The organism is Pseudomonas fluorescens, assembly GCF_019212185.1.
GTDB lineage: Bacteria > Pseudomonadota > Gammaproteobacteria > Pseudomonadales > Pseudomonadaceae > Aquipseudomonas.
This window is the reverse complement of sequence record NZ_CP078138.1, coordinates 2,218,978-2,241,932: the sequence shown is the minus strand read 5'-3', so window position 1 is coordinate 2,241,932 and position 22,955 is coordinate 2,218,978. Positions and strand designations below refer to the sequence as shown.

Annotated in this window: 20 protein-coding genes and 1 rRNA gene; 8 read left to right on the top strand and 13 right to left on the bottom strand. The window is 61.9% G+C overall.

Features of this window, described 5'->3' with window-relative positions; genetic code table 11:
• Window position 1 precedes the first annotated feature (1 nt).
• Window positions 2–694 carry an isonitrile hydratase gene (inhA, locus tag KW062_RS10115; RefSeq protein ID WP_027620701.1) on the top strand — a complete coding sequence of 231 codons (693 nt, stop codon included), beginning with the start codon at window positions 2–4 and terminating at the stop codon, window positions 692–694.
• A 208-nt stretch (window positions 695–902) separates the two neighbouring features.
• Here inhA and KW062_RS10110 read toward each other — a convergent pair whose 3' ends face one another.
• Complete coding sequence (locus tag KW062_RS10110) at window positions 903–1,721, bottom strand: aminoglycoside phosphotransferase family protein (RefSeq protein ID WP_105754755.1); 819 nt, start codon at window positions 1,719–1,721, stop codon at window positions 903–905.
• 21 nt (window positions 1,722–1,742) lie between these two features.
• Window positions 1,743–2,201: an SRPBCC family protein gene (locus tag KW062_RS10105; RefSeq protein ID WP_027620703.1), complete on the bottom strand. Its 459-nt coding sequence runs from the start codon at window positions 2,199–2,201 to the stop codon at window positions 1,743–1,745.
• A 173-nt stretch (window positions 2,202–2,374) separates the two neighbouring features.
• Here KW062_RS10105 and KW062_RS10100 point away from each other — a divergent pair, with 173 nt between their 5' ends.
• Window positions 2,375–2,785, top strand: a complete 411-nt coding sequence (locus KW062_RS10100; RefSeq protein WP_027620704.1) for a GFA family protein — start codon at window positions 2,375–2,377, stop codon at window positions 2,783–2,785.
• 34 nt (window positions 2,786–2,819) lie between these two features.
• On the top strand, window positions 2,820–3,215 hold the full coding sequence (locus KW062_RS10095; protein WP_105754756.1) for a lysozyme inhibitor LprI family protein: 396 nt from the start codon (window positions 2,820–2,822) through the stop codon (window positions 3,213–3,215).
• 39 nt (window positions 3,216–3,254) lie between these two features.
• Here the strand turns inward: KW062_RS10095 and peaD are convergent, their stop codons facing one another.
• From peaD to peaA, 4 genes are all read right to left on the bottom strand, one after another.
• Window positions 3,255–4,373, bottom strand: coding sequence for a quinohemoprotein amine dehydrogenase subunit beta (gene peaD / locus KW062_RS10090; protein WP_027620706.1), 1,119 nt, complete (start codon window positions 4,371–4,373; stop codon window positions 3,255–3,257).
• Between the two features lie 24 nt (window positions 4,374–4,397).
• On the bottom strand, window positions 4,398–4,721 hold the full coding sequence (qhpC, locus tag KW062_RS10085; RefSeq protein ID WP_008016081.1) for a quinohemoprotein amine dehydrogenase subunit gamma: 324 nt from the start codon (window positions 4,719–4,721) through the stop codon (window positions 4,398–4,400).
• Between the two features lies 1 nt (window position 4,722).
• Entirely contained in the window at window positions 4,723–6,153 is a 1,431-nt protein-coding gene (gene peaB, locus KW062_RS10080) for a quinohemoprotein amine dehydrogenase maturation protein (RefSeq protein ID WP_105754757.1), read from the bottom strand.
• Between the two features lie 79 nt (window positions 6,154–6,232).
• A complete protein-coding gene (gene peaA / locus KW062_RS10075) occupies window positions 6,233–7,813 on the bottom strand; it encodes a quinohemoprotein amine dehydrogenase subunit alpha (RefSeq protein ID WP_027620708.1) in 1,581 nt (526 codons plus the stop codon).
• 313 nt (window positions 7,814–8,126) lie between these two features.
• Between peaA and KW062_RS10070 the strand changes: the two genes are divergently transcribed.
• On the top strand, window positions 8,127–8,789 hold the full coding sequence (locus KW062_RS10070) for an HAD family hydrolase (RefSeq protein ID WP_105754768.1): 663 nt from the start codon (window positions 8,127–8,129) through the stop codon (window positions 8,787–8,789).
• Between the two features lie 14 nt (window positions 8,790–8,803).
• Here the strand turns inward: KW062_RS10070 and KW062_RS10065 are convergent, their stop codons facing one another.
• Window positions 8,804–9,004 (bottom strand): hypothetical protein, encoded by a 201-nt coding sequence (locus KW062_RS10065; RefSeq protein ID WP_146118221.1) that lies wholly within the window; start codon window positions 9,002–9,004, stop codon window positions 8,804–8,806.
• Between the two features lie 120 nt (window positions 9,005–9,124).
• On the opposite strand from KW062_RS10065, the gene KW062_RS10060 reads away from it, so the two are divergent.
• The 4 genes from KW062_RS10060 to KW062_RS10045 all read left to right on the top strand — a co-directional run bounded on the left by KW062_RS10060 (window position 9,125) and on the right by KW062_RS10045 (window position 14,824).
• The gene (locus tag KW062_RS10060; RefSeq protein ID WP_027620710.1) at window positions 9,125–9,646 is read left to right on the top strand and encodes a sigma-70 family RNA polymerase sigma factor; all 522 of its coding nucleotides are present in this window, start codon (window positions 9,125–9,127) and stop codon (window positions 9,644–9,646) included.
• Entirely contained in the window at window positions 9,643–10,608 is a 966-nt protein-coding gene (locus KW062_RS10055; RefSeq protein WP_105754758.1) for a FecR family protein, read from the top strand. Before KW062_RS10060 ends, KW062_RS10055 begins: the two co-directional genes overlap by 4 nt.
• A gap of 76 nt (window positions 10,609–10,684) precedes the next feature.
• A complete protein-coding gene (locus KW062_RS10050) occupies window positions 10,685–13,165 on the top strand; it encodes a TonB-dependent siderophore receptor (protein ID WP_027620712.1) in 2,481 nt (826 codons plus the stop codon).
• Window positions 13,166–13,333: 168 nt separating this feature from the next.
• A complete protein-coding gene (locus KW062_RS10045; RefSeq protein ID WP_027620713.1) occupies window positions 13,334–14,824 on the top strand; it encodes an aldehyde dehydrogenase family protein in 1,491 nt (496 codons plus the stop codon).
• A gap of 36 nt (window positions 14,825–14,860) precedes the next feature.
• On the opposite strand, the gene qhpG is transcribed toward KW062_RS10045, so the two are convergent.
• The 6 genes from qhpG to rrf all read right to left on the bottom strand — a co-directional run bounded on the left by qhpG (window position 14,861) and on the right by rrf (window position 22,838).
• Window positions 14,861–16,156 (bottom strand): flavin-dependent monooxygenase QhpG, encoded by a 1,296-nt coding sequence (gene qhpG, locus KW062_RS10040; RefSeq protein ID WP_105754759.1) that lies wholly within the window; start codon window positions 16,154–16,156, stop codon window positions 14,861–14,863.
• Window positions 16,153–16,830, bottom strand: a complete 678-nt coding sequence (gene qhpE, locus KW062_RS10035; protein WP_105754760.1) for a subtilisin-like serine protease QhpE — start codon at window positions 16,828–16,830, stop codon at window positions 16,153–16,155. The genes qhpG and qhpE overlap by 4 nt, the downstream gene beginning before the upstream one ends.
• Window positions 16,820–18,538: an ABC transporter ATP-binding protein gene (locus KW062_RS10030; RefSeq protein ID WP_105754761.1), complete on the bottom strand. Its 1,719-nt coding sequence runs from the start codon at window positions 18,536–18,538 to the stop codon at window positions 16,820–16,822. Before KW062_RS10030 ends, qhpE begins: the two co-directional genes overlap by 11 nt.
• On the bottom strand, window positions 18,538–20,442 hold the full coding sequence (locus tag KW062_RS10025) for a sigma-54-dependent Fis family transcriptional regulator (protein WP_105754762.1): 1,905 nt from the start codon (window positions 20,440–20,442) through the stop codon (window positions 18,538–18,540). Before KW062_RS10025 ends, KW062_RS10030 begins: the two co-directional genes overlap by 1 nt.
• 211 nt (window positions 20,443–20,653) lie before the next feature.
• Entirely contained in the window at window positions 20,654–22,546 is a 1,893-nt protein-coding gene (mrdA, locus tag KW062_RS10020; protein ID WP_027620718.1) for a penicillin-binding protein 2, read from the bottom strand.
• 176 nt (window positions 22,547–22,722) lie between these two features.
• Window positions 22,723–22,838: ribosomal RNA gene (gene rrf / locus KW062_RS10015) — 5S ribosomal RNA — on the bottom strand.
• Window positions 22,839–22,955: the final 117 nt, after the last annotated feature.

Genomic DNA, 22,955 nt, shown 5'->3' with positions numbered 1-22,955 from the left:
CATGACCTTGCAGATTGGTTTTCTGGTATTCCCCCAGGTGCAGCAGTTGGACCTGACGGGCCCTTATGACGTGCTGGCGTCGCTGCCGGAGGTGAAGGTGCATCTGGTCTGGAAGGAGTTGGCCCCGGTCACCGCCAGCACCGGCCTGATCCTCCAGCCGACCACGACCTTTGCCGACTGCCCGGACCTCGACGTGCTGTGCGTACCCGGTGGCAGCGGCGTCGGGCCCTTGATGGAGGATCCACAGACCCTGGCCTTCCTCCAGGCCAAGGCCGCCAAGGCGCGCTACGTCACCTCAGTCTGCACCGGCGCCCTGGTACTCGGCGCCGCCGGCCTGCTCCAGGGCAAACGGGCGACCACCCACTGGGCGTACCACGAATTGTTGAGCCTGCAAGGGGCGATCCCGGTGCAGGAGCGTGTGGTGCGCGACGGCAACCTGCTGACCGGCGGCGGGATCACCGCCGGTATCGACTTCGCCTTGAACCTGGCGGCCGAGTTGTATGGCGATGACGTCGCGCAGTTGGTGCAGTTGCAACTCGAGTACGCGCCGGCACCGCCGTTTGCCTCGGGCGATCCGCGCACGGCCCCTGCTTCTGTCCTGCAGCAGGCAAAGCTAAAGGCTGCCGACTCGCTCAAGCAACGCACGCTGGTTACCGAACGGGCGGCGGCGCGACTTGCCAGCGTCCGCAGCTGATTATCGCGGCCATAAAAAAACCCGCCGAAGCGGGTTTTTCAAGACCATGACGACATCCTGTCGCTGCACTCCCTGCAAATGGCCGATCATCCATGATCCTGAGTACATCCTGTGCTCAGTTGATGGGTGTAGATTACGCATCGGATCCAATCTGCAATAGAAGACATTGCTACCAGCGCGTGTAAGACATTCGCCATAGCTGGCTGCGTCAGTTGCCGGTGGCTGATCCGGCGTCCAATGCCCGCGCAGCGAGTCCGGCGACCTCCAGCTGAGCGTCCGCCGCCTGCCGATCGTCATCTTCAAGAAACCACGCGGCGGACAATCCGGCAAACGCCAACACCCATTGCAACAGGCGCCGAGGTTGCAACCCTGCAACCTCCGACACCAGCGCTACTTGCCGGGTAAACCGCAGTGGGTCCCTGGCGCTGGGCAAGTCAGGGTTGCAGATCAGGTTGGCGTAGTCGAAGGTGCGCTCGCCGGTGACCTGTTTAGGATCGATGGCCAGCCAGCCGCGTTCGGCGAAATCGAGGATGTTGTTGTGGTGCACATCGCCATGCAATACGACGATATCCTGCGGCGTGGCGAGCAGATAGTCGGCGCTGGCCAGGCTCTGGCGCAGCAGCCCGCCATGGCTGGCAGCGGCCGGTGGCAGTGAGCGAAACCAGTGCTTCATGCTTGCCAGCGGCGGCAAGGGCGACGAGCGCGGAAGGTGCAGGCGTGCCACGGCGGTACAGATGATTCGGCTGGCCTCGTCGTCCTCGCCGTGCTGGGCCATGTGCAGCAACGACCGCTGACCCTCGGCGCGCTCCATCAGCAATCCGTCGCCGTCATGGGCATACACCCGCGCCGCGCCGTCGCCACGCCACCAGACCATCAACCGGTTGCCGAACTTTTCTTCATCATTCAAGGCGATCTTCAGCATTGCCGGCTTGCCCTGGTAGCGCACCGGTAACAGGCGGCTGCCCAGGGTGATGATCGGCGCGCCATCGGCCTGCAGTTGCCATTGACTCAGATACGGCTCAAACATTCAGTGCTCGAAACGGTGGGGTCAGAATTGGTCAAGGTACTTCTCGATGTTGCTCATTTGCTCATCCCAGCCGCGACTGTTCATGCGAAACGCCTTGAGGCGACGGCTTTCGGGAATGTTATCAAAGCCGGACTCCACGACTTTCAGCAAAGTGCCGCCCTCCCTGTCCTCCAACTCGAACAGCACCAGGGTGGTGGGCTCGTTGGAGTAGTCGATGTTCGGGTCCACCGCATAAGGGTGCCAGCGAAAGGCAAATACCCGCTCCGGCTCGACCCGCATGACCTGGACATCCCACAACAGATGTTCGTAACCCTTAAAGGTAATCTGCCCCTGAGTGCGCTCGCCAGCGACAAAACGCTGGCCCTCCAACGCCACGCCAAACCACTGACCGAAGGCTTCAGCGTTGGCCACCACCCGCCACACGGTCGAACGCGGTACCTTGAGCAGGATCTTTCTTTCGATACGATCTGAACTGTGCATGGGGGCACCTCCTGTGGTGAACACTAGGCGCGGACAACGGAACCGGCAATCCTGTTGCTGCATCCACCCCATGTGACTGAATCTGGCGCGGTTTGTTCCGATCTGCGCGACGCCCCGCCAACAGTGTTAACGTCCACTTTTGACCGCTTATCAGCCCTGTGAAGGAATACACCATGAGCCCACTGCGCGGCAGTTGCCTGTGCCAGGCCATTGCCTACGAAGTCGATCAGCTCGACATGCCCATCAGCCATTGTCATTGCCACACCTGTCGCAAGGCCCACGCCGCGGCGTTTGCCTCGACCGCCGGAGTAATGCGTGAACACTTTCGCTGGACCCGGGGTGAGAACCTGCTGGCTTGCTTTGAATCCTCGCCCGGCAAGCTGCGACATTTCTGCCCACGCTGTGGCAGCCACTTGATCGCCGAACGCCCGGCCCAGCCCCATGTGATTGTCCGCGTGGCGACCCTGGATGACGACCCTGGCGCTACGCCCGAGGCCCACATTTGGATCTCCCATGCCGTGCCGTGGCTGGCCGACCGGGATCTACTCGAATGCGCGCAATGGCAACCGAAGCCCGGTAGCTGAAACCTGATCCTCAACTCTCAAGCGAGTGTTTTTTATGCGATTAGCTTATTTCCTGGCCCTGACACCGTTGCTGCTCAGTGCTGCTGTCCAGGCTGATGACTGCGCCAACGCCAGCACCCAAGGTGCGATGAATGAATGCGCTGCAAAGCAGTACAAGCAGGCCGACAGCCAGCTCAACGCCCTGTACAAGCAAATCAACAGCCGCTTGCAGGACAACCCTGACAGCAAGAAACGCCTGGTCAGCGCCCAGCGTGCCTGGGTGGCGTTCCGCGATGCCGAGTGCAGCTTCGCGGCCTCCGGAGTCGAGGGCGGCAGCGTTTATCCGATGATCTACAGCGGCTGCCTGGCCGAGCTCACGGAAAAGCGCGTGGCGGCATTCAAGAACTATCTCGATTGCCAGGAAGGTGACCTGAGCTGCCCGGTGCGCTGAGTCACAGGCCGGGGCAGCCCAGGGGTCGCTGCGCAGCAATCAGCGGGTAAAGATCTGCGCCGTGGTGATCGCCATGTCGCCGCCCGGCAGCTTGATGCTGCCGATCTGCTTCATGGTCTCGGGATCGAAGATCGCCACGTCGTTGAACGTCCCGGCCAGGTAGATCTTGCTGCCGTCCTTGTTGAAGGAAATGCAGTAGTAGGAGTGGTCGAGGGTCGCCGCCCCGAGCATCTTTTTCTCCTTGATGTCGTACTTGGCCAGGCGGTTGAGCACCCCGAACATCAGGTTCGGATCCTTCGGCGAGCGCATGCCGCTGAAGTAGATTTCGGTCAGCGGGCCGAAGTCGGTGGTCTCGGTCTTGCCGGTTTTCAGATCGACGCTGAATAGCCCGTAGAGGTATTCGGCGGTGGCCGGGTCCTGCTTCTTGTCCTTGAATTTCGCCGCAGTGTAGAGCAGCGAGAAGTCATGGCGGTAAGTCTGCTGGTTCCACACGTAGAGCACGTCCGGCGCACTGTAATTCGGGCGCTTCCAGTGACGGCTGGGGATCAGCACGTCAAACTTGCCAGTCTTCACATCGACCTTGTAGACATCCGCACCGGCCACGTACAAGGTGCCGTCATCGCCGCTCTGCATGATGGTCAACTGACGTGGCGCCGGGAAACTGCGCACCGGCTTGGCGTCCTGACCGGCGTCGGTGGCGTAGACATCAAGCCGTGGCGCCTGGACTTCGTAGCGGTCGTTGAGCATGCGGGTCGGGTTGGCGATGGTGTACAGCTCCTTGCCGTCGTGACTGACGGTGAAGGCAAACATCGACCGCGCCTTTTCCCCCGGCTGCTGGGTAATGCTCGCATGGAATACCTGCTTGCAGCTGTCCAGCTCGACGCCGTAGACATCGGCGTAGTGGTTGTTCAGCACGTAGGCGGTCTTGCGGTCCGGCGACAGTTGGATGGTCCCCGGGCCGAACGCATCTGCCAGCTTGCAGGTCTTGTACAGGGTATCGGTCTGCAGGTCGATGACGTGCAGGTTGTTCGGGTAATTGGTGGTCACCATGTATTCGTGACCAGCGTTGAGCGCGAGGTTTTCATCGGCCAAAACACTGAGCGAACAGCTGCTCAAGAGGGCAAACGCGGCCAGGCCGCAGGCTTTGATGCTGTGCATGCTGGAATCCTTCTTGTTATCTGATCACTTGTCTTTCGGGAAGACAGTGCCGAGGTTGCGCCAGTTGTCGTTGGACGCCTGGGCATCCTTGTTCCAGTCCGGGTAGGTGCTCATCATGTCCGGCACCTGAGCTGGCCACCAGCAAGGGTCGGAGCAGCCGTAGAGATCGGCCTCCATCGGCTGGCACAGCGACGACACGCCACCGAACGCATCGATCTCCCAACCCGGGTCGGTGGTCGATGCGCACCCCGCCACGGAGCTCATGGCCACCACTTCTTCGATGCGGTTCTCGTCCGCGGCCTGATCCAGCTTCAACGCTTTGTTATTGATTGCCTTGAGATGTTTCATATCAGTGAGCCTTGCGCGGAGTGATGTAACTGCTGATGAACGCAGGGTTATTGGCCATGATCCGGGTGTAGACCTCGATGCCGAAGTCGACCCAGTCACGCATCAGTTCGCAGTAGTGGTAAGTCGGGTGCGTCGGATCGCCGTAGCGTGCATAGCTCTCGTGATAGCAGCCACCGGAACACAGGTTGCGGATGTTGCAGTCGTTGCAACCGGTGTTGGTGCGGTCGAGGCGCTCGGACAGGAAGTCGTTCAACTCCATCTGTTTCACACCGCTGTGGACGTTGCCGAAGGTCGGCAACGTCGAGCCGGTGAAACGGTGGCAAAGGTTGAGTTCGCCCTTGTGATCCACCGCCAGCATCTTCAGCCCGGCACCGCACGGCAGGGCTTTCTTGTGGCCCTCGTGGATGTCGGTAATCAGCTGATGCAGGTTGGAGAAACCGATGTTGCGATGCTCCAGTGCTGCTTCCAGGTAACGTCGACCGAGGGCCTTCATGTTGGCGAACACCTGCACCAGTTCTTCGCTGCTGAGGTTGAAGCTACTGATGTCGCCAGAGGTCACCGGGGCGAAGCCGACTTCGGCAAAACCCAGTTCGTTGAACAGGTGATCCCAGATGGTCTCGACGTCGGTGACCCCGGTGGTCAGGGTCACGCGAGCGCCCACCGGTCGACTGTTGTAGCGCGACAGGAGCATCTCGGCCTTGCGCCGCACCACATCATAGGTACCCTGCCCGCCCACGGTGATGCGGTTGCGGTCGTGCACGGTTTTTGGCCCGTCGATGCTCACCGACAAACCGAAACGGTGGGCATTCAGGTAGTCCACGGTGTCTTCGGTGAGCAGCGTGGCGTTGGTGGTCATGACGAATTCGACGAACTTGCCCGCCTCGGCAAACCGCTTTTCACAATAGTCGACCATGTACTCGATCAGCTTGCGATTGCTCAGCGGCTCCCCACCAAAAAACACAACCGTAAACCGCTCTTCGTCCGGTGACTCGCGCAGGAGCATTTCCACCGAGGCGATGGCGGTTTCGACGTCCATCTTCTTGCCGGCCGAGGGTTTGTCGAGGTCTTCCTTGTAGCAGTAGGTGCAGCTCAGGTTGCAGCCGGTGTTGACGTTGAGCACCACGGTGTTGATTGCCGTGCGCTCGACCCGTTTGGTGGCAATGTCCGGGGTCAGCGGCGAGCCGTCGCTGACCAGTTCCAGGGCCATCAGCTCGCGCAGGGTTTCGCTGATTTCCTCGCCGTTGAAGCGTGCGCCGAGGCGCCGGATCAGTTCGTCCGACGAGCAGCCCGGGCCGCGTAACGTATCGATGATGGTGCCCGTCAGTTCATCGCTGGCGAACAGCGAACTGCTGGGGATGTGAAACAGCATGCGGTCGGCATCGACCTGCACTTCGTGCAGATTACGTTCGACCAGATTCAAGATAGCGCCCATCGCAAACCTCCTGTGCAAGCCCCTTTACGCGGGGCTTGCGGTCATTCCGAAAAGTGTCTGAAACCGTGTCGGGCCAGCCTCATGGAATGGGTGGATTGTTCCAGCGTTGCACGGTGACGATCATCTGACCTTCGCCGGTCAGGGACTTGCCCCCATCGTCGACGGCGGCGATCACCTTGAGGTTGCCGGCATTGTTGGTGGACATTTTGCGCGCTGGATTCGGCCCGGCATCGCCCGGTGTGAACACGCCGCTGTCGGCCTGCATGGTGCCGGCAAACTTGACGTCTTCGTCTTCTTTGGCACGCTCGTCGAAGGCCTCGACCTTCCACTGCGCCGGGAACACCCCGATACGATACGGCTTGCCATCGGCACCCTTGCCCCAGGCTTCGGCATCGAAACGGCCCTGGACTTTCGGCGTCGAACCACCGCCATCGCCGATCCGCGCCACGGAGAACGCGGGCACTACCTTGATCTCGGCGATGTTGCTGTAAACCGACAGGCTCGGTCCTTTCAGCGCGCCGACGCTGACGGTCCGCAGGCCCGGCTTGGCATCGCTGGCGGCCTTGAGTTTGACTTTGATCTGCTCAGGACTCTGCGCAATGACTTCCAGTACTTCGACGCCTTTGCCAAAGTCCGGCTTGCCTTGCAGACCCGCGCCGATCAGGGTCACTTCAGTCTCGGTGCCAGCCTTCAGATAACCCGGCTGCACCGCCAGCAACTGGCTGGAGCCGTGTTTGGCGGCCGTGAAGTCGAGCCCGCGCTCATCGTGCTCGGCCTCGAACATCCGGCCTTGCAGTTGCGTGCCCTTGGCCGCTAGCACCTGACGCATGACCACGCCATCGACCGTCACGTTGCCGCGCCACTCGTAGCCGCTGTAAAGGATCGCACTGCCGTCGCCATTGAACGGACTGCCGTCGGCGTACTGGCCCTTGACCGTGACCTTGAACTGATCGTTGCCCTCGCTGCTGACGCTCATCACACCCGCCAGCTCGCCCTTACCCGGCAAATGGCCGCTGAAGCTCCAGTCGCCCGCCAGGGTCTCGGCCTTGGGCGCGGTTTTCTGCCAGGTTTTCCAGGCCGGGTTGTCCAGTGGATAACGCTTGGCCAACAACGGCACCATCTCTTTGCGCGCCAGGTCGAACCAGTCGCGATCCCGCGACAGCGCCTGGTATTCCAGGGACGGCCATTGGCCGAGGTGGAAGTTCACCAAGCGCTCCCATTCCTGGGCCGGACGGCGTTGCAAGGCCACCCGCGCACCGGAGTGGCAGCGACCGCACATCTGACTGGTCTGCTCGTCGAACTGCTCGACCGTGTTCAGTCGGCGCTCGAGGGCGTAACGCACGCCATCCGTTTCGCTCGGCGCCAGGCCCTGGGTATCGGCCAGGTATTTGACCAGGGTGCGGCGGTCGTCATCGCTGATCTGCAAACCATGCATGGTCTGCATCCGCGCAATGCTCATCAGCCAGCCCTCGGGGGTCTTGCGCTGGTGGCTGATGCGGCTCAGGGCGTTGTCCGCTTCCGGGGTATGACAGCCCTGGCAGGTTTCCTTGAGGATGCTCTGGGCATCACGCGCGGCCATGCTTTGCGGCGCATGCAGAGCGGCACACGCGGCAAGCGCCAGGAGACTGGCGCTCATGCCTGATCGGAGTTTTCTCTTCATCAACGTCGAACCTCGCACGGTGCTTTCTTATTGTTGGAATGGTCGTTTTTATGGTTTCTACCGCCAGCGAGCGAATCGCCGGCGAAGGCAAGAGAAACGTCTGCAACGAGCAATACACAGAGCGTGCCAGCTTGTGAATACCTCGATAAATCAACGTTTTGTGGGGAAGCCTGAGGATTTTGAGGGGATTACTGACCAGAGACGGCGTTTAATTTCGCGACAGCTGTTGCACTCTGAGACGAGCATAGATGAGCCGACCTCGTATAGGATGATTGCCCACCCGCTTAACCGCTTCAGCCAAGGGAATCGCACCATGCTCACTGCCTTGCTCTTCGACCTCGATGGCACCCTCACCGACACCGATGCCCTGCACTTGCAGGCCGTTCAGGAGCTCTTGCTGGAGGAAGACGGGCGTGCATTCAGCAAAGCCGAGTTCGAAGCCCATGTCAGCGGCCAGGCCAACGTCAACATGTGCCGCTACCTGTTCCCCGAACGCCCGGTGGCCGAACACGAAGCCTTTGCCGAGCGCAAGGAAGCGCGGTTTCGCCAGTTGTCGACACACTTGAAGCCAATTGCCGGACTGGAACGTCTGCTGGATTTCGCCGAAGCGCAGGCGATTGGCGTAGCGGTGGTGACCAATGCGCCCCGAGCCAATGCCGAGCACATGCTTGACGCCCTCGGCCTGCAAGCGCGCTTCGAGCAGATGGTGGTGGCCGAGGAACTGTCACGCGCCAAGCCCGATCCTCTGCCTTACCTGACCGGCCTGGCGCGCTTGAATGCCGCTGCCGAAGTCAGCCTGGCCTTTGAAGATTCGATCCCGGGCCTGACCGCCGCGGTCAACGCCGGAATTTTCACCGTCGGCCTGGTCACCAGCCAGCGCCGTGAAACGCTGCTGGCGGCGGGCGCACACCTGGCGATTGAAGACTTCAACGACCCGCAGCTATGGGCGGTGATCGATCGCATGCTCGGCCGCTGATCGAGGCAAATGGATCAGGACCGCTTGTCCCCACGCGCCGCGCGCTTCTTTTCATCGCCGCGCCTGAGATAACCAAAAAACAGCCAGACAAATGCGCTGCTGCTGGCGACGCCAGCATGCTCGGCGCCAGTCAGCACCATGACCAGCCACACGCCATACAGCGCGCCGCCAACCGTCATCATGTGCCAACCTTTAATCCTTGCACGCCAATCCATGGTTGATCCTTATTCCTTGAGAACGCGCAAACCCAGGGTCTTTCAACTCCGCGGCTCACCGTTGCGGGAGAACAAATACTTAGCGTAGCATGTAATAATTCTCATTAACAAAAAACACCCATGAAGCCTAGAACACCCGCATCGGCCGACACGTTGGACGCTCTGTACCAAGGCCATCATGGGTGGCTGTTGAACTGGTTGCGGCGCCGCCTGCACTGCCCGCACAACGCCGCCGACCTGGCTCAAGATACCTTCGTGCGCGTCCTCTGCACCGGCCCTTACGTCGTGCCCCGTGAACCGCGGGCGTTCCTGGCGACGGTGGCGCGGCGGTTGATCATCGACAACAGCCGGCGCAAGCGCCTGGAAAAAGCCTACCTCGACGAACTGGAACTGTGGGCTGCGCACCTCGACCAAGCGCCCTCCCCCGAGCAGATCTTCGAAGCCGTGCGGGTGCTCGAAGGCATCGACCGGGCGCTGTCGCGCATGCCCACGCGAGTTCGCGAAGCGTTCATCCTGCGGCACATGGAAGGCTTGAACCAGACCCAGATTGCCACGCGCCTCGGCGTCTCCCTGCGAACCGTGCAAATGGACCTGGTGCTGGCCCTGGAAGCCTGCGATGACGCTGCCGGGACGGGGTCATGAACAGTTCACTGCCCCATTCGATCCGCCGCCAGGCCGCCGAATGGCTGGTACGCCTCGATCATCAAACGGACGCCGAAACCCGCCAGGCCTTCACTGAATGGCTGGCGCTCGACCCGCAACACGCCAGCGCCATCGCCCGCCTGCAAGGGCATCTCGCACCGCTGCAAACACTCCCCGCCCAACCCGCCACGGCGACCTTGCGCCGTGCTGCGAGCAGCCGGCGCCATGGTCGCAGCATTGCCTCGCTGGCCCTGCTGGCAATGGTCGGCGCATCGACCCTGCTGGGTAGCTATTCGATGCAACAGGGGCTGATGTTCGCCGATCTGCACACCGCCAGCGGCGAACGCCAGCACCAACGGCTGGCCGATGGCAGCCAGATCGACCTGGACAGCGACTCCGCCGTCGACCTCGACTTCGACCCGCAACAACGGCGGGTCAAGCTGCTGCGCGGCGAAATTCTGGTGGAGGTGGCCAAGGATCCGGCGCGCCCGTTCTCCGTGGTGACGGCGCAAGGCAGCATTCGTGCGCTGGGTACGCGTTTTCTGGTCGAGCAACTGGACGACGCCACCCAGGTGACCATGCTCGAGTCCGCCACCCGCATCGACGCCGGCGGACGCAGCCAGACCCTCAACGCCGGCCAGCGCCTGCGCTTCGATGCAAACGGGCCTGGCGCGGTGGAACAGGTCGACAGCCAGGCCCTGCAAAATGCCTGGGATGACCGGCAGCTGTTGGCCTACAACCAACCGCTGACCGACGTTCTCGAGCGGCTGGCGAGGCACCGCAAGGGCCTGGTGCTGTTCGACAAGCAGGCGCTGTCGGCGCTGCGGGTCACCGTGATGCTGCCCACCGATGACAGTGATCGAGCCTTGCGCCTGCTGGCCCGGACGTTACCGATCGAAATCAGCCACTACACGCCCTGGCTGACCCGGGTGACGCTGGTCACCAAGCAGAAAAACAACTAATTTTCATTCTCATTGCGTGTTTTCGAAAATCATCCGTCCTCCCCAATGCCAACAAAATGAACGGAGATTCGCAAACATGACTTCCCCTTACCGCCTGCTGCTGGCGAGCCGCCTGAGCCTGTGCGCCTTGCCGCTGGTGTTGCCGACCCTGGCCTATGCCGAAAAACCGGTGCAGGCCTACCACATTCCGGCCGGGCCACTGGAGCAGGTACTGGGACGCTATGCCCAAGCCGCAGGGGCGCCGATTTCCCTGCAAAGCCAGCAGTTGAGCGGTTTGACCAGCCCGGGGGTCGACGGCACCTACACCGTATTGGAGGGTTTCGCTCAGGTCCTGCGCGGCACTGGCCTGACCGTTTACAACAGTGACGACGGCTACCTGCTGCAAAAAGTGCCCGCCAGTGCCGGCGCGCTGGAACTGGATGCGACCAATATTTCTGCGGCAGTGCTGGGGAGCACCACCGAGGGCACTGGCTCGTACACCACCGGCGAGACCGCTGCGGCCACCCGCATGAACCTGAGCCTGCGCCGCACCCCGCAGTCAGTGAGCGTGGTTACCCGCCAGCAAATGGACGACCAGAATCTGCAAAGCATTTCACAAGTGCTGCAGCAAACGCCGGGCATCATCGTCAACCAGGAAAGCTCCGAGGCCTACACCTTCTACGCCCGTGGCTTCAAACTGGAAAATTTCCAGTTCGACGGTGTGCCGAGCCTGTCGTCGGACGGCGGCTCGCTGCGTGACAACTACAGCATCGGCAACAGCCTGATTTACGACCGCGTCGAAGTGCTCAAGGGCGCGACCGGGCTGGTCAACGGTTCCGGTTATCCGTCCGGGGTGATCAACCTGGTGCGCAAGCGGCCGACCGACAAATTCCAGGGCAGTGTCAGCGCCGGAGCCGGCTCCTGGGACAAGTACAGCGTCGACGTCGACCTGTCCGGCCCGCTGACCGACAGCGGCAATATCCGTGGGCGCATGGTCGCGGGCACCCAGTCCCAACACAGCTACGTCGATTACCTGACCGGCGAGCAGAACACTTTCTACGGTGTGCTCGAAGCGGACCTGACCGACAGCACCGTGCTCACTGTCGGCTATGACGTGCAGAAGAACTACGACAACGGCAGCACCACCGGCGCCCTGCCCGCGTTTTATCAGGACGGACGCACCGTCAAGTTCGACCGCGACACCAACGCCGCCGACCGCTGGACCTGGCGCAACCAGGAAACCCAGCGCGCATTTGTCGAACTGGCCCATACCTTCGACAACGAGTGGGTGATCAAGGGTGTGCTGAGCAACCGTGACTATCGCACCCGCGAGCTGATCTCGGGAATCAGCAGCGAGCCGGTGCAAGCCAATGGCAGCATTTCCCATGGCTTTATCGGCGGCAACATCGACCCGGTCACCGGCGAAGTGAACAACGAGGGCACCGCGACCAAATTCAACACCACCAGCCAGGAGCAGGACTTCGACCTCTACGCTCGCGGGCCATTCACCCTCGGCGGACGGGTGCATGAAGCGGTGTTCGGCTACAGCATGGCCCACACCGAAGCCACCTCCAAACGCTACGACGGCGTGACCAACGGGGTGATCGACGATGTCTTCCAGTGGGACGGTTATGGCGACAGACCGCGCAACTTCGAATGGTGGTCGACCTTCGATATCGAGGCCCGGCAGAAGGTCGGCTTCGCCGCCACCCTCTTCAAACCGACCGATGCCATGGCGCTGATTTTCGGCGCGCGAATCGTCGATTACAAATGGGACATCGACACCATCAACGGCAGGGGCCGACGCTTCCCGGCCAGCGCAACCAACTCCAGCGAAATCGTGCCGTACACCGGCATCACTTACGATCTGGACCAGCACCACACGGTCTACGCCAGCTACACCGACATCTTCAAACCCCAGGCCTACAGCCTCGGCACCGATGGCAAGCCGATCGATCCACTGACCGGGCAAAGTTATGAGATAGGGATCAAGGGCGCCTACTTCGAAGAGCGCCTGAACGCCAGCCTGGCCCTGTTCGAATTGCAGCAGGACAACTTCGCCATTCTCACCGGCGGCACCACTCCCTCGGGCGCCGATGCCTACCGCACCGCGCAAGGGGTCACCACCCGTGGCGTCGAGATGGAAATGTCGGGCGAGGTGATGAAGGATCTGCAACTGATGGCCGGCTACACCTTCGCCGAGTCCCACGACGCTGACGACCAGCGTGTCGCGACCAACCAACCGCAACACCTCTTCAAGCTGGCGACCAATTACCGTCTGCCGGAGGAATGGCGCAAGGTCACGGTGGGCGGCAACCTCTACTGGCAGAGTTCGAGCTTCTTCAAACCGAGCGATGAAGACTGGTACTCGATCGATGATCCGAGCGCCAAGTTCGAACAGAAATCCTACGCACTGGTGGGGCTGGTGGGTGGCTACGACTTCGCCGAAAACCTCAAGGCGACGGTCAACGTCAACAACCTGTTCGACAAGCATTACTACAGCGGTATGGGCAACTACGGCACGGTGTTCTGGGGGGCACCACGCAACCTGATGTTCAACGTCAAATACAGCTTCTGATCCGTTGCGCCAGTGATTGGCGCGTCTCAAGCGCTGTCGCAATGTGCGACAGCGCGGCGCTTTCGACACCCTCGTTTTTGCCCCGGGAGCCCGGTAAACCCGGGTCTCGGCGAAACTGGCACACGCGTTGCGAACAACCTCGCCACACGAACAAGACGAGGTTCCAACATGTCGCTTCCCACTCTGCTTCCCGCCGTTTCGGCCTTCATTCAACGCGCCCCGCGCATGCTGGTCGGCGCCGCGTGGGTCGAGGCCGCCGACGGCCAGACCATGCCCCTGCACAACCCTGCCACCGGCGAGGTGCTGTGTGTGGTGCCCAAGGCCACGCCTGAGGATGTCGACCGCGCCGTACTCGCCGCTCGCCAGGCCTTCGATGACTCGGCATGGACCCGCACCCGCCCGCGTGAACGACAGAACCTGCTGTGGAAACTCGCCGACCTGATGCAGCGCGACGCGGAAATCCTCGCGCAACTGGAATGCCTGAATAACGGCAAGAGCGCCGCCGTTGCGCAAGTAATGGACGTGCAACTGTCGATCGACTTCCTGCGCTACATGGCCGGCTGGGCCACCAAGATCGAAGGCTCCAGCGTCGAAGTCTCGCTGCCCTTGATGCCCAACGACCAGTTCCACAGTTTTATCCGCCGTGAAGCGGTGGGCGTGGTGGGCGCCATCGTCGCCTGGAACTTCCCGTTGCTGCTGGCCTGCTGGAAGCTCGGCCCGGCCCTGGCCACCGGCTGCACCGTGGTGCTCAAGCCAGCAGATGAGACGCCACTGAGCGCCCTCAAGCTGGCCGAACTGGTGCTCGAGGCCGGCTACCCCGAGGGCGTGCTCAACGTGGTCACCGGCACCGGCATCACCGCCGGCTCGGCCCTGACCCACAACCCGTTGGTGGACAAGTTGACCTTCACCGGCTCAACCGCCGTGGGCAAGCAGATCGGCAAGATCGCCATGGACTCGATGACCCGGGTCACCCTGGAACTGGGCGGCAAATCACCGACCATCGTCATGGCCGATGCCGATCTCAACAGCGCCGCAGCCGGTGCCGCCAGCGCGATTTTCTTCAACCAGGGCCAGGTCTGCTGCGCCGGTTCGCGGCTCTATGTGCAACGCAAGCACTTCGACAACGTAGTCGCCGACATCGCTGATATTGCCAACGCCATGAAGCTTGGTAACGGCCTCGACCCCAGTGTCGAAATGGGGCCGCTAATCTCGGCGCGGCAGCAGGAGCGCGTCTACGGCTACATCGAACAAGGCCGGCAAAGCGGCGCTACCATTGCTTGCGGCGGTGAGCAGTTCGGCCCGGGGTTCTTCGTCAAGCCAACGGTGATAGTCGACGTCGATCAGAAGCACTCGCTGGTCCAGGAAGAAATTTTCGGCCCGGTGCTGGTGGCCATTCCGTTCGACGACGAAGCTGATGCCCTGCGCATGGCCAATGACAGTCCCTATGGACTCGGTGCGAGTATCTGGTCCAACGACCTGGCAGCCGTGCATCGGATGATTCCGCGAATCAAGTCCGGTTCAGTCTGGGTCAATTGCCACAGTGCGCTGGATCCGGCACTGCCCTTTGGCGGCTACAAAATGTCCGGGGTTGGACGGGAGATGGGCTACGCGGCCATCGAGCATTACACCGAGCTGAAATCGGTGCTGATCAAGCTGTGATCCTCACGCGGCAGGCGTCGAACGGCGCCTGCCGCTTCAGGGCTTATAACCCTGGGCCAACAACCAACTCCTGACCATCCGCCCCTGCTCCGCATCCAAGCCGGCCAGCGCTTGCCGGCCCGGTTCGCTGCGTAAACGGCGCAGCAAAGGCGCCAGTTCGATGCCCTGCACATGCCAGATGCCCAACGGCTGATCGGCTGTGATCACCACCTCGGCCTCGTCGACAAAACCGTCCCTGAGCACCGGCGCCGATTCAATCCGCAACGCATTGAAATCCGCCTGCGCATGAGCCATCTCGGCGTCTGGCCAATGGCGCCGAGCCTGCCAGAACGGCTGATGCAACCAGCGTAGTTCATCGGCATAAAAGTCCCGCCCGATTCGCGCAAACCTCAGGAACAACTGCTCCACCCGCTGCTCATGAAAACGCCGCGCCAAGGCCGCACGCTCGGGTTTGCGCAGCAGAGTGTTGATCACCACCGGCGCCTGCAACGCCGACGACAACGACTGGAAAATCCCGTTGCCCGACAGCGGATCAACAGCCATTGCCGCATCGCCGACGCGAATCCAGTTGCTGCCACACAGCTGTGAACTGAGGATCGCCGTGCTGCTGCGCGCGTGCAGTTGCAGATCGACTTCCTCGCCCGTACCAAACAGTTCGGCGGCCAATTCAGAGGTGCGTCGTCGTGCTCGGCAGTAGTCGAGCAGGTGCGCCTTGCCGGGCAGCTCGGCGCTGGCCACGTCGACGGTCAGTTGCCAGTAACACTGGCCATCGGCGCGCCGGGCCATCCACGCCCAGCCGTCCTCCAGGCTTTGCACCGCACTGGCGGTATTTGCAGGTGCACCTTGCCAGCGATTAAGCAGGCTGACCGTCTCAGGCCCGCGTCGGCCCTTGCCCATGGCCGGCGCCTGACGCCCACGGGCCTCCACCAGAAAGTCTGCGGCCAACACGCCATGGCCTTCAACCTCGACCCGATGCCCACCGACATCCGAATGCACCGCCAGTACCCGGCCCTCGATCAGCTCGACCCCGGCCTGGCGTAAATCCTCGCGCAGGCCTCGATCAAAGCTCGGGCGATCGAGGAGAAATTCGATGTTCTGCGCATGTTGCTGGCCGTTCCACGACACCTGGCGCTGGGACGGCAACGTCGCGTTTGCCAGTGCCTGATGCAGACCGGCGCCGCGCAGCGCCTCCAGTACCCGTTGTGAAACGCCTTCAAGGGCAGAGAAGCGGCGCCAGTCGCTGACCATCGTCACCTCATAGCCCATGCGCCGCAGCCCCAACGCGGCCGCCGCCCCTGCCGGTCCGGCACCGAGGATAAGGATTTCAGTCATGCCTGGGTCCGCCGCTCGCGACCGCGATAGTGCGCGTTGTCCTGTAGCCACTGGATGATTTCGCCGTTGCTTGCATCCCGCCTTGTACCGAGAAAACGGGCGATGTGCCCGGTTAATGTCGCACAACCGAGACTGGCGCCCGACTGCCCGGCATAGGCACCACGCACGCACGCGGCGAAATCCGCTTGCGGGCTATCGAGCCAGGTCCATTGCTGCGCATCGCAGCGAGCGTCTCCGGTCACCCGCACGACTTCGGGATAATTCGCCGGATAGACGCCCTCGCCCTGAGCCGGGCTGGACGCACATAACAGCACACCACGCGCCGTCGCTGCGGCACAGGCTTCACGCAGTAGGCTGCGGTCCTGGCGCAAGCCAAGGCTGAGGTTGATCACTCGCACCTGCTGCGCCACCAGCCAGTCAATCGCGGCGGCAATCTGCAGGGCACTGGTGATGCCGCGACGGTCAAACACCTGGGCGACGTAGAAGCGTGCTGCGGGAGCACGATGCTGGATCGCCTCAAGCACCGCCGTGCCATGGCCCAGCGGGTCATCGATCAACACATCCTCGGCGGCCCCCTGCTCCAACAGGTAAAACCGTCTGCCCGCATCGACCAGCGCGCCTTGCGCCGGCGCGTGACCGCTGTCCACCAGGCCAATGCGCAGCTCAGGCGTCATGCAGCACCCGCACCGGCGTCAGCACGCCATCCAATAGCTCAAAGCGCAGGTCGGCATCGGCCAGGGTCGACGGCCGATGACTGATGAGGATCCGTGTGCGCGTGGCAAACAAGCGGTCGATGGCTTCGATGACTTCGCGCTCGGTGGCTTCGTCGACCGCCGAGGTGGCTTCGTCGAGCACCAGAATCATCGGATCCTGCAACAAGGCCCGGGCGATGGCGATCCGCTGTTTCTGGCCGCCGGACAATTGCTGGCCGCGTTCGCCCAGCGGACTGTCGAGGCCCTCGGGCAAGGACTCGATCAGGCTGTCGAGCTGCGCCAGGCGTGCAACCTGCGTCACCGCTTCGCGGCTGGCATCGGGCACGGCGTAGGCCAGGTTGTCTGCCAGGCTGCCGCGAAACAGCACGATGTCCTGGCTGACCACGGCGATGCGCTGGCGCAGTTGGTACAGGTCCAACTCACGCAGGTCGACACCACCGAGCAGGATACGTCCGGACTGCGGATCGTGGTGGCGTTGCAGCAGGTCGATCAGGGTCGACTTGCCGACACCCGAGCCGCCGCTGAGGGCGACTTTCAGGCCGTGGGGAATGCTCGCTTCAATGCCTCGCAAGGTACTCGCCCGCCCGGGATGGCTGAAGTGCACGTTGTCGAAACGCAGTTCGCCGCTGGCAGGCATCGGCTGTGCCGCGACTGGCGTGGTCACCGTCGCCGGTTCGCCGCGCAGCTCCATAACCCGGCCCAGGCTGACGGTCATGCGCTGGATCGCCACGTACAAACCGAGCAGGCTCTGCACCGGCCCGACCGCCATACCCAGGTAAGTGGAAAATGCGATCAGTGCCCCCAATTGCCAGGTGCCCTGCACCACCCAATAGCCGCCGATCAGGAACGCGCAGGCGCGGGATAGCGAGGTCAGGGTGCCGGGTACCGCCTGGGTGAAGAACTCAGTGACTTGCAGGCGCAGCAGCTGGCTCATATAGCCCTGCCCGAGGCTATCCAGGCGCCGTGCTTCGCGCTGCTGCTGACCGGCCGACTGGATGAACTTCATCACCGGCAGGGTCTCGACCATGAACGAGGACATGTCCGCCGAACGCTCGCGCAATTGCCGCACATCGCGCTCGACCTTGCGCCGCATCCAGCGCAGCCACAGCACATCCAGCGGAATCAGCACCAGGGCCAGCAATGACAGCTTCCACGACAGGGTCAGCAGCATCGCCACAGCACACACCAGGCCGATGATGCTCGACACCGCAGAGAACAGCGAATCCACGGCAAAGCGCTGGATCTCGGCGACGTCACCGTCCAGGCGCGACATCAGGTCGCCGATCCGCCGCTGCCCGTAAAACCCCGGCGACAGGGTTTGCAGGTGCTGGTATAGATCGTCACGCAGCGCGAACAGAATGCGTCCGGAAAGCCGCGTGTGCAGGTAGCGGTTGATGCCCGACAAGCCGGTGCCGAGCAGGCCGGCGACAATCATCAACCCAGCGATCAGGACCAACATTGAGAAATTTTTCGCCAGCAAACCGTCGTCGATCAGCAGCTTGGTCAACCACGGTTGGACCAGCACCAGCAGCGACGCGCAGACCGACAACCCGAGCAGGCCGGCAATCGCCAGGCGGTGCGGACGCACGAAGCCATACAGCCAGGCCAGCGCGGCATCCAGCGCTTGCGGGTCGGGGCTGTCGACCAGCCTGACAATCAAGCGCCGCATCAACTGCGCAACTGTTTGAGCTTGCGGTACAAGGTCGCGCGGCTGATCCCCAGCGCATCGGCTGCCGCCGAGACATTGCCCTGATGGTTGTCGAGGGACTGGCGGATCAGCTCCAGTTCGTTTTGACGGATGCTGCCAGTGGACGCGCGTTCGCCGGCATTGAGTTCATCGATCATGCTGTCCGGCAGGTGGTCGAGACCGAGCACCGTTTCACCCGGCTCACGCATCGCCAAGGCGGTACGCAGGACCATTTCAAGTTGACGGATGTTGCCCGGCCAATGGTAAGCGGCAAGCAGTTGGCTGAGGTCGGCCTTGAGCGTCACGCTCGGAGCGTCGAGCTTGACCAGCAGGCGCTTAAGCAACTCGCCGAAATCCTCCCGCTCGCGCAGCGCCGGGAGCATCACGCTGATACCGTTGACTCGGTAGAACAGGTCCTCACGAAAATGCTTGTCCTCGACCAGGCGCTTAAGATCACGGTGCGTGGCGCAGATCAGCGCGACGTCGATGTCCTGTTCTTCGCCAGCCCCCAGTGGCGCGACTTTGCGGTCTTGCAGCACACGCAACAGGCGGGCCTGCAGGGCCAGCGGCATGTCGCCGATTTCATCGAGAAACAGCGTGCCGCCATGGGCTTGCTGCAGGCGACCAATCATCCCGCCGCGCCGCGAGCCGGTGAATGCACCTTCGCGGTAGCCGAACAGCTCGGACTCGATCAGCCCTTCGGGAATCGCCGCGCAGTTGACCGCAATAAAGGGTTTGTCGCAGCGACTGCCGGCCAGGTGCAGCGCACGTGCCACCACCTCCTTGCCGGTCCCGGTCTCGCCCAGCAGCAACACTGGCAGCTCATTGGCCAGGCCTTGCCGGGCCATGCGCAACGCCCGCGCGTAGCGGCTGTTACTGCCAGCCAGGGCATCGAGATCGGGCGGCATCTTGCTGGTTTTTGCTGCCGGACGTGGCGTTATGCCGACATTCAGTGAACGGTGCGGCGCACGCAGGGCTTTGTAGAAAAATTCGCCCTTGGCCGTTTGCAGGCTGCCAATCGCACCTTGCTGCAAGCGCGCGAGCAGTTGCACGCCATCGACCCCAAGAAACGCTTCGCAGCGCTGTCCTACCAGCGCTGACCGTTCGGCGTTGAGCAACTGGCAGGCCTGGGCGCTGACCGCGAGGATCTGCCCGCCCAGGCTCACCGCCAATAGGCCCTGCCAAGGCGATTCCAGGTATTGGCGACGACTGTGGAAGGCGAGCACGATCTGATCGGCGAAGCTGGCGTTGAACACCCGGCTCTCGATCTGGCTGACCGCCATGGCCAGCAACGCGGTGCTGTCGTGGACGCGTCCCAACGGGCCTTCGCGCGTCAGATCGAGCACCCCGAGGATGTCGCCCTGAGGGCAATGAATGGGAACTGAGGTGCAGGAAAATTCGCTGAGGCGATCCAGATAGTGTTCGCCGCAGTCGATCAGGGTCGGCCGCGCCTCGACCAATGCCGTGCCCAGCGCATTGGTGCCGCGTACCGCTTCACTCCAGCAGGCACCGAGCGTAATGTCCTGCAGGCCGCTGCCCTTGAGTCGGTCGGCGCGGCCTTCAACGGCGAGAATGGTGGCGTCGGCGTTGGCCAGAATGATCAGGCCTTCCTTGCCCTGGCGGGCCGCCAGGTAATCGATGGCCGGTAGTGCTGCGTCGATCAGCAGGCGGTTGCTGGCCAGCAGCACCTCAAGGCTGGCACTCGATTCCAGCGCCAGTTCATGTTTGCCGTTGAAGTGCACACCGTGGCTGAGGCTGCGCCGCCATGAAGCATCGATTTCGGCGCGCAATACACCATCGGGGACTTCGCCCTCCAGGTGGAGTTTCTCCCGGGCTAGCCGGGCTTCGTGGGGCAACTGTGCAATTGTTGTTTTTATAGGGCTCATCAAGCGCTCCGGATCGGTCCGTCCAGCACCTTGCGGGGTCGTGTCCATGCCTGCGACGCAGCACGCACGTCATGGCAAATGTCTACACCCGGTACACAGGGCAGTAAAGGGAAGTTTGTGCTTCCCTCAAGCAAAAGCTGCGCCATTGATCTGCGGCGCCTGTGCCTATGTTTACGTTAACGTAAAGCAACTGGCAAGTGGCTGTTAGGCTTCAGACGTGGGGGTCACCCGGTGTTTTGCTCGGACTGGCGTATTGCGGCTTCAAGTGCCCTTGGTCATCCAGCAGCCAGGCGTCCATGATCTGCCGCACCACAGGCCCCGCGACACGACCGCCCGCCTCGCCATTCTCGATCATCACCGAGATGACAATCTGCGGATGCTCCGCCGGGGCGAAGCCAACAAACAAGGCGTTATCGCGATTGCGCTCGCGGGTTTTCAGGCGGTCGTAGCGCTCGCCTTGCTTGATCGCCACCACCTGCGCGGTACCACTCTTGCCGGCAATCCGGTATTGCGCACCCGCCGCCGCCGCACGGGCAATGCCGCGCGGATCGTGCATGACCATCTGCATGCCGTGATTGACCTGCTCCCAATCCCGGGGATTTTTCAGCAGGATGTTGGGCATCGGGTGGTCGTCCACCGGTGCGACACCGTCCACCGTTTTTGCCAGGTGCGGACGGTTCCACACGCCCTTGTTGGCGATCAGCGCAGTGGCCTGGGCCAGTTGCAGCGGCGTGACCTGCATGTAGCCCTGGCCTATGCCAAGAATGACCGTTTCGCCGGGGAACCAGGGTTGGCGACGGGTCGCACGCTTCCAGGCCTGGGATGGCATCAGCCCGGAAGACTCCTCGAACATGTCCATCGAGACTTTCTCGCCAAGGCCGAACTTCGCCATGTAGTCGTGCAAGCGATCGATCCCCAGCTTGTGGGCCAGGTCATAGAAGTAGGTGTCGTTGGAGCGCATGATCGCCGCGTCCATGTCGACCCAACCGTCGCCGCTGTGATTCCAGTTCCGGTACTTGTGGTCGAAATCCGGCAATTGGTAATAGCCCGGGTCGAACACCCGGGTTTGCGCGGTGACAACACCGGTGTCGAGGCCGGCGATGGCTACCTCGGGCTTGATCGTTGAGCCTGGCGCATAGAGGCCGCGCAGGACACGGTTGAACAAGGGGCGGTCAATGGAGTCATGCAGCGCGGCATACTCCTTGAAGCTGATGCCGGTGACAAACAGATTGGGGTCGAAGCTGGGTTTGCTGACCATCGCCAACACTTCGCCGGTTGCCGGATCGAGGGCGACCACCGAACCACGGCGATCACCCAGGGCGGCTTCGGCTGCTTCCTGAAGCTTTACATCGAGGCTGAGGACAATGTTCTTCCCGGGAATTGGGTCGGTGTGCTTGAGCACGCGCAACACGCGGCCCTGGGCGTTGGTCTCAACCTCTTCATAACCCACGTGCCCATGCAGTTCGGCTTCGTAGAATTTTTCGACGCCAGTTTTGCCAATGGACTGAGTGCCTCGGTACTCCACTGAGTCGAGGACCTTCGATTCTTTTTCGTTGATCCGTCCGACGTAGCCAATCGAGTGGGCAAAGTGCGCACCCAAAGGATAGTTGCGGACGAACTGCGGTTCGACGTCGATTCCCGGCAGGCGAAATTCGTTGACGGCGAGAATGGCGATCTGTTCTTCGGTGAGTTCGTAAAACAGCGTGACCGGTACGAAGGGATGACGCGCCTGCTTCATCGCCTTGTCGAACACCGCGCGATCTTCGGCAGGCAGATGCAACAGGCTGATGATCGAATCCAGTTCGCCTTTAATGTCAGTCGCGCGTTCGCGGGTGATGGTCAAGTTATAGCTGGGCCGGTTGTCGGCCAACAACACGCCGTTGCGGTCATAAATCAGGCCACGGGTCGGGGTGATCGGCAGCACGTGCACCCGATTGTTTTCAGAAATAGTGGAGTGATAGTCAAACTCGACGACTTGCAGGATGTAAAGGCGCACGACCAGCGCACAGGAAATGGCCGCCACGAGTAATGCGCAGGCCAATAACCGCTTATTGACCATGCGAGTTTCGTTCTCGTGATCCTTGATGTGAATCGGTTCCGGCATGTCTACAGCCTTGAAAAAAGAGCTGCACCATAGCAAAACACTGCGCTCACATCAGGCCAAATCCCCCGAATGGTGCCCGTTCAACATGAAGATTAAGTCAGGTTATGCAGCAGGATTTTTCGGACGCAAAAACAAAACCCCTACCTGCGTTCGCAGATAGGGGTTTTGGAATTTAATCTTGACGATGACCTACTCTCACATGGGGAAACCCCACACTACCATCGGCGATGCATCGTTTCACTGCTGAGTTCGGGATGGGATCAGGTGGTTCCAATGCTCTATGGTCGTCAAGAAATTCGGGTACCGAACCGTCTTTCGACGCTTCAGCAAATCGGGTATGTGATCAACTTGTGTGCTGCAAACTTTCGGTGTCTTCGTCTTCATACACCGCAATCTGATGCTCTTTCGA

Coding starts and splice junctions, on each gene's coding strand:
- inhA (WP_027620701.1), top strand. CDS start 2: ATGACCTTGCAGATTGGTTTTCTGGTATTCCCCCAGGTGCAGCAGTTG.
- KW062_RS10110 (WP_105754755.1), bottom strand. CDS start 1,721: ATGTTTGAGCCGTATCTGAGTCAATGGCAACTGCAGGCCGATGGCGCG.
- KW062_RS10105 (WP_027620703.1), bottom strand. CDS start 2,201: ATGCACAGTTCAGATCGTATCGAAAGAAAGATCCTGCTCAAGGTACCG.
- KW062_RS10100 (WP_027620704.1), top strand. CDS start 2,375: ATGAGCCCACTGCGCGGCAGTTGCCTGTGCCAGGCCATTGCCTACGAA.
- KW062_RS10095 (WP_105754756.1), top strand. CDS start 2,820: ATGCGATTAGCTTATTTCCTGGCCCTGACACCGTTGCTGCTCAGTGCT.
- peaD (WP_027620706.1), bottom strand. CDS start 4,373: ATGCACAGCATCAAAGCCTGCGGCCTGGCCGCGTTTGCCCTCTTGAGC.
- qhpC (WP_008016081.1), bottom strand. CDS start 4,721: ATGAAACATCTCAAGGCAATCAATAACAAAGCGTTGAAGCTGGATCAG.
- peaB (WP_105754757.1), bottom strand. CDS start 6,153: ATGGGCGCTATCTTGAATCTGGTCGAACGTAATCTGCACGAAGTGCAG.
- peaA (WP_027620708.1), bottom strand. CDS start 7,813: ATGAAGAGAAAACTCCGATCAGGCATGAGCGCCAGTCTCCTGGCGCTT.
- KW062_RS10070 (WP_105754768.1), top strand. CDS start 8,127: ATGCTCACTGCCTTGCTCTTCGACCTCGATGGCACCCTCACCGACACC.
- KW062_RS10065 (WP_146118221.1), bottom strand. CDS start 9,004: ATGGATTGGCGTGCAAGGATTAAAGGTTGGCACATGATGACGGTTGGC.
- KW062_RS10060 (WP_027620710.1), top strand. CDS start 9,125: ATGAAGCCTAGAACACCCGCATCGGCCGACACGTTGGACGCTCTGTAC.
- KW062_RS10055 (WP_105754758.1), top strand. CDS start 9,643: ATGAACAGTTCACTGCCCCATTCGATCCGCCGCCAGGCCGCCGAATGG.
- KW062_RS10050 (WP_027620712.1), top strand. CDS start 10,685: ATGACTTCCCCTTACCGCCTGCTGCTGGCGAGCCGCCTGAGCCTGTGC.
- KW062_RS10045 (WP_027620713.1), top strand. CDS start 13,334: ATGTCGCTTCCCACTCTGCTTCCCGCCGTTTCGGCCTTCATTCAACGC.
- qhpG (WP_105754759.1), bottom strand. CDS start 16,156: ATGACTGAAATCCTTATCCTCGGTGCCGGACCGGCAGGGGCGGCGGCC.
- qhpE (WP_105754760.1), bottom strand. CDS start 16,830: ATGACGCCTGAGCTGCGCATTGGCCTGGTGGACAGCGGTCACGCGCCG.
- KW062_RS10030 (WP_105754761.1), bottom strand. CDS start 18,538: ATGCGGCGCTTGATTGTCAGGCTGGTCGACAGCCCCGACCCGCAAGCG.
- KW062_RS10025 (WP_105754762.1), bottom strand. CDS start 20,442: ATGAGCCCTATAAAAACAACAATTGCACAGTTGCCCCACGAAGCCCGG.
- mrdA (WP_027620718.1), bottom strand. CDS start 22,546: ATGCCGGAACCGATTCACATCAAGGATCACGAGAACGAAACTCGCATG.